At 64.8% G+C, this 11,959-nt stretch carries 8 protein-coding genes; 6 read left to right on the forward strand and 2 right to left on the reverse strand.

What is annotated here, in order from left to right; translation table 11 throughout:
- Positions 1-135: 135 nt before the first annotated feature.
- Positions 136-2,103: a putative bifunctional diguanylate cyclase/phosphodiesterase gene (locus ACFSM0_RS06480; protein ID WP_377388468.1), complete on the reverse strand. Its 1,968-nt coding sequence runs from the start codon at positions 2,101-2,103 to the stop codon at positions 136-138.
- 113 nt (positions 2,104-2,216) lie between these two features.
- Positions 2,217-3,878, reverse strand: coding sequence for an NAD+ synthase (locus ACFSM0_RS06485; RefSeq protein WP_377388470.1), 1,662 nt, complete (start codon positions 3,876-3,878; stop codon positions 2,217-2,219).
- A 161-nt stretch (positions 3,879-4,039) separates the two neighbouring features.
- On the opposite strand from ACFSM0_RS06485, the gene ACFSM0_RS06490 reads away from it, so the two are divergent.
- The 6 genes from ACFSM0_RS06490 (at position 4,040) to ACFSM0_RS06515 (ending at position 11,956) form a co-directional block, all read left to right on the forward strand.
- Complete coding sequence (locus ACFSM0_RS06490) at positions 4,040-5,497, forward strand: MORN repeat-containing protein (RefSeq protein WP_377388472.1); 1,458 nt, start codon at positions 4,040-4,042, stop codon at positions 5,495-5,497.
- 302 nt (positions 5,498-5,799) lie between these two features.
- Positions 5,800-7,239, forward strand: coding sequence for a sensor histidine kinase (locus tag ACFSM0_RS06495; RefSeq protein ID WP_377388474.1), 1,440 nt, complete (start codon positions 5,800-5,802; stop codon positions 7,237-7,239).
- 337 nt (positions 7,240-7,576) lie between these two features.
- Positions 7,577-9,136 carry a 2-isopropylmalate synthase gene (locus ACFSM0_RS06500; protein WP_377388476.1) on the forward strand — a complete coding sequence of 520 codons (1,560 nt, stop codon included), beginning with the start codon at positions 7,577-7,579 and terminating at the stop codon, positions 9,134-9,136.
- A gap of 282 nt (positions 9,137-9,418) precedes the next feature.
- Complete coding sequence (locus ACFSM0_RS06505; RefSeq protein ID WP_097068199.1) at positions 9,419-10,453, forward strand: rod shape-determining protein; 1,035 nt, start codon at positions 9,419-9,421, stop codon at positions 10,451-10,453.
- Between the two features lie 56 nt (positions 10,454-10,509).
- Entirely contained in the window at positions 10,510-11,424 is a 915-nt protein-coding gene (gene mreC / locus ACFSM0_RS06510) for a rod shape-determining protein MreC (RefSeq protein ID WP_377388479.1), read from the forward strand.
- Positions 11,417-11,956: a rod shape-determining protein MreD gene (locus ACFSM0_RS06515; RefSeq protein WP_377388481.1), complete on the forward strand. Its 540-nt coding sequence runs from the start codon at positions 11,417-11,419 to the stop codon at positions 11,954-11,956. Before mreC ends, ACFSM0_RS06515 begins: the two co-directional genes overlap by 8 nt.
- The last annotated feature ends 3 nt before the right edge of the window (positions 11,957-11,959 follow it).

The following is an 11,959-nucleotide window of genomic DNA, read 5'->3' on the forward strand; positions in this document are numbered from 1 at the left end:
GTATGAGTGCCCCGCGCCGTCCCGTCACTTCGGTGGCGACTGTTTCCTCGGAGGCAGGGTGGAAGCCTCGCCCACGGACGGCGCACCTTTTCATGACCGGGCGGCGCAGCGCAGCCGGCCCCCGGCACGGAATGGTCAGCTCGCAGCGCGGTGCTGCGCTTGGAGAAATGCGGCAAACGTGTCGGCGCAGATCGGGCGCGACCACAGGTAGCCCTGCCCCGCATCGACGCCCAGGTCGAGCAAGATCTTGCGCTGTGCCTCGGTCTCGACCCCTTCCGCCACCGAGCGGATGCCAAGCCCGCGCGCGATCTCGACGATGGCGGCCACGATGGCGCGATCGTCGCGGCGGTATTCGAGGCCGGAGACGAAGCTGCGGTCGATCTTGATCTCGGCCACGGGGATCTTTTTCAGATGCGCCAAAGCGGCGTGGCCGGTGCCAAAGTCATCCAGGGAGAGGTCATAGCCGCGCTCATCGAGCGCATCGAGCAACCGGCTCACCATGTCGGTGCCGCGCCCGATCAGGCAGCCTTCGGTGATTTCGAGCAGCAGATCTTTTCCGGTGATGCCGCGATCCTCGAACATGTGGATCGTTTCCATCAGCAGTTCGGGCGATTTGATGTCATCGGGGTGCAGGTTGAGCGCAATCTTGCCCGGCGTCAGCCCGGCGGAACGCCAATCCAGAATATGCCCTGCAACAGCTTCCGCGATATGGCGCGAGAGCGCGGGCAGAAGCCCCCGTTCCGCCGCGATCGACAGGAAATGGTCGGGCGGCACCTTCTCGCCGTCATGCATCTTCCAGCGCACCAGAGCCTCCGCCCCAATCGGCGTGCCGTCGCGCAGGTTTATCTTCGGCTGGTACTGCACATAAAGCAGGTTGTCCTTCAGCGCCTCGCGCAAACCGGCCTCGATCTGATCTTCGGCGATCACCTGCTGGCGCAGATGATCGTCAAATTTCACGCATTGGCCGCGGCCGCTTTCCTTGGCGCGGTTGAGCGCCAGATCGGCCTTGAGGAAAAGCTCGACCGGTTCGGCGGCATCCTCGGGGCAGATCACCGCGCCAATCGAAGCGCCCGGATGCAACTGCCGCCCAACGAGCCGCGCGGGCTGGTTGAGCGCGCTCAAAAGCCGCCCGGCCACGGTGCGGATCTGCGCCTCGGTACGCGCTTCGCGCAGGATGATGCAGAATTCATCCCCCCCGATGCGGCCGATCACATCCCCCTCATGCAGGTTGGCGCGGAGCCGCCGCGCCACCTCGGCGAGCAGTTCATCGCCCACGCCATGACCGAACAGATCATTGACGTTCTTGAACCGGTCAAGGTCCATCAGCAGCAGCGAAAAGGCGCCGCCCGCATCGCGCTGCGCCATCACCGCTTCGGCGAGGCGGGCATTGAACGCCTTGCGATTGAGCAGCCCCGTGGTGTCGTCGATATTGGCGAGCAGGTAGTTTTCGTCGCGCGCCGCGCGCAGGCCGGAAACCGCCCGCGACAGGGCCTGCACCGAGGCATCGCGTTGCCGCGCCGTCTCCCCGGCGATCAACGCGAAGTAAGACAGAAACATCCCGAACAGGAAGCAATAGGCCGTCACCGGCAACGCCTGATCCCAGCCGCCCCAATGCACGGAGACGGCGACCGCAACAAGGATGGTGGCCATATAGGCGATGGCCGCGGTCAAGGCTCGATGGAGCATGAACACGCCACCCGCCACCATGCCGGTGCACACCATCAGCACAACGAGCGGATCTCCCTCGGCACGCAGGGCAAGCACCTGAATCGGCAAAAGCGCCCAAGGCAGGGCAAGAAGGACCGAGGTGAGGATCAACCGGCGCGCGGCGCGCGGCGAAACGCGCGTCACCTCGCGGTTGCGGACCCGCGCGGACATGCGGGTCAGGCCGAGCCCGAGCAGCGCCACCACACCGAGCCAGATCCCCAAAAACAGCCCTGAATGACGTTCATAAGCCCCGACCACATAGATCAGCGCGTTGAGAACGGCGATAAAAGCCCCGAAGCCTGTGCCCTTGACGACGCTCGACACATCCTCCGGGCTCGGGTGCTTGGTCAGCACCGTGCGAAGAGGCGAAAGCAGGGAACGGAGGATGTTTGACACGGGTCGCGATCTTTGCTGCACACCCGGTCGTTCTCGCATGAAAAAGTTTTCAGAAGCTTAGCCGCCGCACGCCTTTTGGTAAAAAGCGGGGGATCTGCCCCGGGCCGCGGCGCTCAACGCCTGTCGCGCCAACGGTTCACCATCGGGTAACGCCGGTCGAGCCAGAAGGCGCGGGTGCTCAGCCGCGGCCCGGGCGCGGACTGGAAGCGTTTCCATTCCGAGATGTAGAGCAGATGCTCGACCCGCGCCACCGTGGCCCGGTCAAACCCGGCGGCCACAATCTCCGCCACGGACTGATCCCCTTCCACCAGCCGCTCAAGGATCGCATCAAGCACCTCATAGGGCGGGAGGCTGTCCTCGTCCTTCTGGTTGTCGCGCAGCTCGGCCGAGGGCGGCTTGTCAATGATCGCAACCGGCACAACCTCCCCGGCCGGGCCTTTCATCCAGAGGCGGTGGTTTGCGTTGCGCCAGCGGCAGGTCTCGAAAACGCGGGTCTTGTAGAGATCCTTCAGCGGGTTATAGCCGCCCGCCATATCGCCGTAGATGGTGCAATAGCCCACCGCCACCTCCGATTTGTTGCCGGTGGTGAGCAACATCGCGCCGAATTTGTTGGAGATCGCCATCAGCATCACGCCACGCAGGCGCGACTGGATGTTCTCCTCCGTCACATCGGCGGAGGTGCCCGCAAACACATGCGCAAGCGCGCCCTCGACCGCGTGGCGGCTCTCCTCGATCCGCACGGTATCGAGGCGGCAGCCAAGGGCATGCGCCGCGCTTTCGGCATCGTCGAGCGAGGCCTGAGAGGTGTGGCGGGAGGGCAGCATCACGCAATGCACATTCTCCGGGCCCAGGGCATCCGCCGCAATCGCGGCAACGAGCGCCGAATCGACCCCGCCCGAAAGCCCGAGCACGGCCTTTTTGAAGCCCGATTTGCCAAGGTAATCGGCAAGACCAAGCACCATGGCGTGGTAATCTTGCTCGATATCGCCGGGTTGGGCTGTGATCGGGCCGGGGCACGGGGCCCAGCCCGACGCGCCCTTCTCGAAATCGACCTGCACGAGGGCTTCCTCGAAAGCGGGAAGCTGCGCCATCACCGCGCCCGTGGCATCGAGCACGAAGCTTGCGCCGTCAAAAAGCTGGTCATCCTGCCCGCCCACCATGTTGAGGTAAACGAGCGGCAGCCCGGTCTCGGCAACGCGGGCACGGGTGACGGGGAGGCGCAGGTGTTCAAGCTTCGCGCGGCGATAAGGGGAGCCGTTTGGCACGAACAAAAGCTCCGCCCCCGCAGCGGCGAGCGCTTGCGCCACCGGGCTGTGCCAGGCATCTTCACAAACAGGAAATCCGATCCGCGCGGGCCCCACCTGCACCGGCGCAGGCAGCGGACCGGGATCAAAGAGCCGCATCTCGTCAAACACGTCTTCATGCGGCAATTCGCGCTTGAAGAGCCGGCCCGCGACCTTGCCCTCGGCAAGCAGCCAATAGGCGTTATAAGTGCCCGAAGCATCGGTGAAGGGGCCGCCAATGCCAAGCATCGGGCCGGGCCCGAGCCGCGCGGCAAGTGCCTCCATCGCCGCCATCGCATCGCGCAAAAAGGCGGGTTTGAGCACCAGATCCTGCGTCTGATAGCCGGTCAGGAACATCTCGGGCAGCATCACCAGATCCGCCCCGGCGGCGCGCCCCTCCTGCCATGCGGCGAAGGCCTTCTCGGCATTGGCGTCGAGCGCCCCCACGGTGGCGTTGAGCTGGGCGAGCGTGAGGCGGAAGCGGTCGGTCATGGGCATCCTGCGATGGTTTCTCTCCATTTAGCTCCGCTGCGGCGCGGAGAAAAGCCTTGCTCCCGCGGAAAACTCCCCCGGTCACCGCGCCCGAACCGCTTGTCTCGCCTCCCCCGGCAGATTAGGTTGACGGCTCAGGGATCGACACGGGGCACAAGGGCATGGGGATGGCACGTCCTATCGGGCTGGCACTGGCACTCGCGCTCATCGCCGCACCGGCCGCGGCCGATCAGGTGCTGACCAAGCAATACGACGATGGCGGCATCTACGAAGGCACGTTCCGGGACGGCAAGCAAGATGGCACCGGCACCTACCGGCTGCCCTCGGGCTATGAATACACCGGCGCCTGGAAGGCGGGCGAAATCGTCGGCCAAGGCCGGGCACGCTTCCCCGACGGCTCGATTTACGAGGGGCATTTTGCCCGCGGCAAGCCCGACGGCAAGGGCAAGATCACCTTTGCCGATGGCGGCACCTATGAGGGCGACTGGATCGCGGGCCAGATCACCGGCGCCGGGGTGGCCCATTATGCCAATGGCACCAGCTACGAAGGCGGGTTCCGCAACGCGCTCCATCAGGGCAAGGGTGTGCTCACCGGCCCCGATGGATACCGCTACGAGGGCGACTGGGTCGCGGGCGAAAAATCCGGCCAAGGCATTATCACCTACCCCGATGGCGCGCGCTACGAGGGCGACATGGTGGCGGGTCAGCGGCAGGGCAAGGGCCGGCTCGCACTCGCCTCGGGGGTCAGCTACGAGGGCGACTGGGTCGCGGGCCGGATGGAGGGCACCGGCGTGCTTGTCCAGCCCAATGGCGACCGTTACGAGGGCGGCATGCTGGCCGGCAAGCGCGCGGGCCGGGGCAAGGTCACTTACGCCAATGGTGACAGCTACGAGGGCGCCTTTGCCGCCGACAAGCCGAACGGGCGCGGCACGTTCCGCGGCGCCGACGGCTATGTTTATACCGGCGACTGGGTCGAGGGCCGGATCGAGGGCGAAGGCCGCGCCGAATTCCCCGATGGCTCGATCTATGAGGGCCAGTTCCACAACGACCTGCCCGAGGGCAAGGGCCGCATCACCTACCCCGATGGCGCCACCTATGAGGGCGACTGGGCCGGCGGGGTGATCGAGGGCCATGGCCGGGCGCGCTATGCCAACGGGCTCGTCTACGAGGGAGATTTTCTCGCCGCGCGACAGCATGGCAAGGGCAAGATGACCTATCCCGACGGCTACACTTATGAGGGCGACTGGGCAGATGGCCAACGCCAGGGCCAGGGCACGGCGCTGCACCCCGATGGCACGCTCTATAAAGGCGGCTTCGAGGCCGGGCAGCGCTCGGGCTTTGGCAAGCTCGTGATGCCCGACGGCTTCACCTATGAGGGCAACTGGGTCGATGGCGAGATCGACGGTCAGGGCAAGGCCACCTACGCGAATGGCGATGTCTATGAGGGCATGTTCGTGCGCGGGCGCCGTCAGGGCAAGGGCGTGATGCGCTATGCCACCGGCACGGTTGCGGGCGGCGACTGGGAGGAAGACCGCCTCACCCGTCCCGCCGAGGCGCTGCCCCCGCCCCCGCCCGGAAGCGCCCCTGCCAGCGCGGGCACGCCGACCGTATCTCCCTGAGCCATATCGGCAAACCGGCGCCACGCGGCGCCGACAGCGCAGTCACAATGATGAGAAAACCGCGCTTGATGCATCAACATCAAAAATTTCGCACTTTTTTGTGAAAAGCCCGCCCAAAACGCCAACTCTTGGTTGCGAAGCCGCTGACGTTAAGGAACTCGCGGTAGAAAATATGGCAATCTTGGACAACTGATAGCGGTATCGAGGCCGACTGATTCGTTTTCTCTTTGCTGCTCGACCGCACTATTTCTTTTTTCGAGTTCGGTGGAAACGTGAGCACGCAGAACTGCGATAGAGACGGCATGGACTACCGCAAGGAAGTCGAGCGCCTCTATGAGATCGAATACGGGCGCAGGCTGGACGCGGCGTTCCGCTTTTTGCTGCTCATTGCAGGCGGTGTATCGCTTTATTTCTACACCGGCGCAGACCACACCCTGTGGTGGATCGGCGGCCAAACAACGCTGCATCTGCTCAACTTCACCTTTTTGCGCACCCGCAAGAGCAGTTGCAGCTTTCGGGAGGTGATGTTTGCCGGCGCAACGTTCTGGGCCATCATCGCCGCGTTCATCTGGCTTCCGGCCTGGATGATCGTGCAAGACGATCACGCCCTGCGCATCGCGGGCGCCGCCGGGATCGGGGCGCTGCTGGTGTTCTTGATCCATCGTGCCGACCGGGTTCTGCACGTGATGGTGGGGGAAATTGCCGTCGTTGGCGTCGCTGTGGTCTGGATCTTGAACGAGACCCTTGCCGCTGTCGCCGACCCGAGCGCCCAGATCGGGGTTGCGCTCACCGGGGGCGGGCTGTGGTGCTATTTTGCCGTCACCATGTTCACCAACCGCCGCATCCGCATTGATGCCGAACGCGCCGCGCAACGGTCGATTCAGGCGCAGAAGATGGAGGCGATCGGCCAGCTTGCAGGCGGCGTCGCGCATGATTTCAACAACATCCTGACGGCGGTGATCGGCAACCTCGATCTTTATGACGACATCACCGACCCGGCCGAGCAGGAGGCGGTGGTGCGCGAGGCCCGCGTGGCCGCCTCGCGTGCGGCCGATTTGGTGCAGCAACTCCTTGCCTATGCGCGGCGCTCGCCGATGCAGGTGGCGCGGCGCGACGTGGGCGCGCTGATCGAGCAATTGCAGGTGCTGACCCGGCGGCTGCTGCCCGCAACCATCTCGCAAAGCTTCGAGGCCCCGCGCGACCCGCTCTGGGTGGCGCTCGACGAAAGCCAGTTCCTCACCGCGCTTGTCAACCTTGTCGTCAATGCCCGCGATGCGATGCCCGATGGCGGCACGCTCCGGGTGACCACGCGGCCCGTGCATCTGTTCACCGACGATCCACAACCCGATGGCAGCGTGCTGCCGGCCGGCGATTACGCCGAGGTGACGGTCGCCGATACCGGCACCGGCATCCCGCCCGAGATCCTGCGCCGCGTCACCGAGCCTTTCTTTACCACCAAGGCCGTGGGGCAAGGCTCGGGGCTCGGCCTGAGCATGGTCGAGGGCTTCGTGCGCCAGTCGGGGGGCATGCTTTCGATCGATTCCTCCGAGGAGGGCACGGCAATGCACCTGCTGCTGCCGATTGCCGCCTCGGACGAAGCGTTGCACGCCGCCCCCACAGATCTGCAAACCTTGGGGGACATGCCCGCCCCCGCGCTCACGGGCGCCCTGCCCGCGCCGGGGCACCCGGCTGCGGGCGACAAACAGCGCAACCTTCCGGCCGGCATGCGCCACATCGCCTGATGCCCCGGCTCTGATGCAATCTGCACACCGCTGCCGGCCTGCGGCCTTTTGGGGCTTTTCATTTGCGCCGCGCCCCGGCATAGTTTTGCCATGACACGGACGCCGATCAGCCTGACCTGCTCCAAGAGCGCTTTCGCGCTCTCGCTTCCCGTGTCCGGTCTCCTTCTTCTGAGCCTGCTCTGAGCGTGCCCACGGGCGCGACCGCTCAGAGGTAACAGCGCCCGACCCGACCCAAGCCCCGGCCATGTGGCAAGAGCCCACACGAAATGGCGAGAGGCTGGCATTCGGGGCCAACGGAAGCTAAGACACACCTATCCCACGAGACCGAGACCGAGCCATGACCGACAAATCCCGCGTTCTGATTTTTGACACCACCCTGCGCGACGGCGAGCAATCCCCCGGCGCCACCATGACCCATGACGAAAAGCTCGAAATCGCGATGCTGCTCGACGAGATGGGGGTGGATATCATCGAAGCCGGCTTCCCGATTGCGTCTGAAGGCGATTTCGAGGCGGTTTCCGACATTGCCAAGGCGTCGAAGAATTCCGTCATCGCCGGGCTCTCGCGCGCCAATTACAAAGATATCGACCGCTGCTGGGAGGCGGTGAAACACGCCGCGCAACCGCGCATCCACACTTTTATCGGCACCTCGCCGCTGCACCGGGGCATCACCAATCTCGACCCCGAGGAAATGCTGACCCGCATCCATGACACCGTCACCCATGCCCGCAACCTGTGCGACAACGTGCAATGGTCGGCGATGGATGCGATCCGCACCGAGCGCGATTACCTCTGCCGCGTCGTCGAATGCGCGATCAAGGCGGGCGCCACCACGATCAACATTCCCGACACGGTGGGCTACACCCTGCCCTCGGAAAGCGCCGATATCATCGCCATGCTGCTCGAAAAGGTGCCGGGCGCGGATGAGGTGGTCTTCGCCACCCATTGCCACAACGACCTCGGCATGGCGACGGCGAATGCGCTCGCTGCCGTTTCCGCGGGCGCGCGCCAGATCGAATGCACGATCAATGGCTTGGGCGAGCGCGCGGGCAATACCGCGCTCGAAGAAGTGGTGATGGCACTCAAGGTGCGCAAGGATCTGATGCCCTATCAGACCGGCATCGACACCACCAAGATCATGCACCTGTCGCGCCGCGTGGCGCAGGTTTCGGGCTTCCCGGTGCAGTTCAACAAGGCGATCGTCGGCAAGAACGCCTTCTTGCACGAGTCGGGCATCCATCAGGATGGCGTGCTGAAAAACGTCGAAACCTTCGAGATCATGCGGCCTGCCGATATCGGCATCACCGAGACCAATATCGCGATGGGCAAGCATTCGGGGCGCGCCGCGCTGCGCACCAAGCTGCGCGATCTGGGCTTTGATCTCGCCGACAACCAGCTCAACGATGTGTTCGTGCGGTTCAAGGCGCTCGCCGACCGCAAGAAAGAAATCTATGACGATGACCTGATCGCGCTGATGACCGACAGCGCCGCCAATACCGACAGCGATTATCTGCAGGTAAAATGGCTGCGCGTGACCTGTGGCTCGGACGGGCAGGAAGCGGAGCTGAAACTGCTCGTCGACGGGGCGGAGAAATCCGCGCGCGTGCCGGGCGACGGGCCGGTGGATGCCTGCTTCAAGGCAGTCAAGGCGATCTACCCGACCCGCGCGCATCTGAAGCTCTATCAGGTCCATGCCGTGACCGAGGGCACCGATGCGCAGGCCACCGTTTCGGTGCGGCTCGAGGAAGACGGGCGCATCGTCACCGGCTCTGCGGCAGATACCGACACCATCCTCGCCTCGGTCAAGGCCTATGTCGGCGCGCTCAACCGGCTGCGCGTGCGCAGCCAGAAAACCGCCCCCGATGCGGATGTGAAATCGATCAGCTACAAGCTCTGATCTGGTGCAAATCGGTCCGGGCGCGCCTGCGGGGGCGCCCGGCACTGCGGACACGAGAAACCGCACACGAACTCGTGAAATGTTGCAAAACTGATATTTTTCTGGCTCTCGGGCACTGAATCCGTCGGCAAAGATTGTCGATTTGCAGGCCCTTCGCGGATTGCCGCCACCCCTGCGCGGCGCTTTCGGGAATCGTCTTTCCCCAAAGCGCGGCTTTGAATATATGGGCTCGAACCGGACTCGGGCGGCGAGTCGCGGAGCAATCACACTGGGAACGGATCTATGGGCCTTGGCGGCATCTTTTCGTCCGATATGGCAATCGACCTCGGCACGGCAAACACGCTTGTCTACATCAAGGGCAAGGGCATCGTGCTCAACGAGCCCTCGGTGGTCGCCTATCACGTCAAGGACGGCAAGAAGCAGGTGCTCGCGGTCGGCGAAGACGCGAAGCTGATGCTTGGCCGGACGCCGGGCTCGATCGAGGCGATCCGCCCGATGCGCGACGGTGTGATTGCCGATTTTGACAGCGCGGAAGAGATGATCAAGCATTTCATCCGCAAGGTGCACAAGCACACCACCTTCTCCAAGCCGAAGATCCTCGTTTGCGTGCCCCATGGCGCGACGCCGGTGGAAAAACGCGCGATCCGGCAATCGGTGCTCTCCGCAGGCGCCCGCCGCGCGGGCCTTGTGGCCGAGCCGATCGCGGCCGCCATCGGTGCGGGCATGCCGATCACCGACCCCACCGGCAACATGGTCGTCGATATCGGCGGCGGCACCACCGAAGTCGCGGTGCTCTCGCTTGGCGATATCGTCTATGCGCGCTCGGTCCGCGTTGGCGGTGACCGCATGGATGAGGCGATCATCTCCTACCTGCGCCGCAACATGAACCTGCTGATCGGCGAATCCACCGCCGAGCGGATCAAGACCACGATCGGCACCGCGCGCATGCCCGACGATGGCCGCGGCGCCTCGCTTCTGGTGCGGGGCCGCGACCTGCTCAACGGCGTGCCGAAGGAAATCGAGATCAACGGGGCGCAAGTCGCCGAAGCGCTCGCCGAGCCGGTGCAGCAAATCTGCGATGCGGTGATGCAGGCGCTGGAGACCACGCCGCCCGACCTCGCAGCCGATATCGTCGACCGGGGCGTGATGCTCACCGGCGGCGGCGCGCTTCTGGGCGAGCTGGATCTGAGCTTGCGCGAGCAGACCGGCCTTTCGATCTCGATTGCCGATCAGTCGCTCAATTGTGTTGCTTTGGGCACCGGCAAGGCGCTGGAATACGAAAAGCAACTGCGTCATGTGATCGACTACGACAGCTGACGCCCCGCGCCTGCTGCCGACCCGCACCTGCCGTCGAGACGTGACCGGAGGTTTCCGTGGCGAAAGACCGTGACGAAGACTATGCCGGACCGCTGCGCCGCATCCTGATTGCGGTGCTGGCCCTTCTGCTGGCCGTGATCTTCCTTGCCTGGCGCATCGACAGCGTGCGGGTGGAACGTTTGCGGGCGTCTTTCATCGACCGGTTCGTGCCGACTTTCGACTGGGCCATGGTGCCCGTTACAAAGACCCTCAGCATGATCGAGGGCTTCCAGAGCTACGCGCGGATCTACGAGCAAAATCAGGAACTGCGCCGCGAGCTTCAGCAGATGAAGGCGTGGAAGGAAGCCGCGGTCCAGCTGGAGCAGCAAAACGCCAAGCTGCTGGCGCAAAACCAGGTGCGGCTCGACCCCAAGCTGACCTCCGTTTCCGGCGTGGTGCTGGCCGATTCCGGCTCGCCGTTCCGGCAATCGGTGCTGCTCAACGTGGGCGCACGCGATGGCATCATGGACGGCTGGGCGACGATGGACGGGCTCGGCCTGGTGGGCCGCATTTCCGGCGTGGGCAAATCCACCTGCCGGGTGGTGCTGCTCACCGATACCGCCTCGCGCGTGCCGGTGACGATCCAGCCGTCTGGCCAGCGCGCCATGCTCACGGGCGACAATTCGATGCTGCCGCCGCTCGATTTCCTTGAAAACCCCGACCTCGTGCGCCCGGGCGACCGAGTGGTGAGCTCGGGCGATGGCGGGGTGTTTCCGGCTGGGCTTCTGGTCGGGCAGGTCGTGCAGGGGCAGGACCGGCGGCTGCGCGTGATGCTCGCCGCCGATTACGAGCGGCTCGATTTCCTGCGCGTGCTGCGCTCGCATCCGGCCGAGAAAATCACCGATATCGGCCCCCTCGTCGCCCCCTCCGAAACGCCGCTGCCGGCCGAGAGCGATGATGCCCCCGAGGCCGCGGGGGGCAGCGATGGTTGACCCGATCACCTCACGCCGCGTTCTGCACATGGGGCTTTATACCGGGCTCGTGCTGATCGTCATGTTCTTGCGCATGCTGCCGATCAACCCGGTCTCGACCGGCATCCCCGGCCCGGATCTGACGCTGGCCCTCACCCTCGCCTGGGTGATGCGCCGCCCCGATTACCTGCCCGCGGTGCTGATCGTTGCGGTCTTCCTGCTTGAAGATTTCATGTATTGGCGCCCGATCGGCCTTTGGACCCTGATCGTGCTCCTGGGCACCGAATTTCTGCGCGCCCGCGAGGAAGCCTCGCGCGATTTGCCCTTCGCGCTCGAGATGCTGCTTGTGGGGGGCGTGATGGTGGCGATGCAGGTGCTCGACCGGTTCGTGCTCGGCCTTTTGATGGTCGAGCAACCGCCCCTTGGCCGCGAGCTTCTGCGCCTCATGATGACGCTGATCGCCTATCCCTTCGTCGTCGCGCTTTCACTTCTGGCCTTCGGGCTGCGCCGCGCCGCCACCGGCGAGGTGGATGACTTCGGCCGACCGATCTGAGGG

Source organism: Rhodobacter lacus (assembly GCF_042683065.1).
In the GTDB taxonomy this organism is placed as follows: Bacteria; Pseudomonadota; Alphaproteobacteria; order Rhodobacterales; family Rhodobacteraceae; genus Rhodobacter; species Rhodobacter lacus.

Bases quoted from the DNA above. Each gene is read 5' to 3' on its own strand.
- ACFSM0_RS06485 (WP_377388470.1), bottom strand. From the start codon at position 3,878: ATGACCGACCGCTTCCGCCTCACGCTCGCCCAGCTCAACGCCACCGTG.
- ACFSM0_RS06490 (WP_377388472.1), top strand. From the start codon at position 4,040: ATGGGGATGGCACGTCCTATCGGGCTGGCACTGGCACTCGCGCTCATC.
- ACFSM0_RS06505 (WP_097068199.1), top strand. From the start codon at position 9,419: ATGGGCCTTGGCGGCATCTTTTCGTCCGATATGGCAATCGACCTCGGC.
- ACFSM0_RS06495 (WP_377388474.1), top strand. From the start codon at position 5,800: ATGGACTACCGCAAGGAAGTCGAGCGCCTCTATGAGATCGAATACGGG.
- ACFSM0_RS06500 (WP_377388476.1), top strand. From the start codon at position 7,577: ATGACCGACAAATCCCGCGTTCTGATTTTTGACACCACCCTGCGCGAC.
- ACFSM0_RS06515 (WP_377388481.1), top strand. From the start codon at position 11,417: ATGGTTGACCCGATCACCTCACGCCGCGTTCTGCACATGGGGCTTTAT.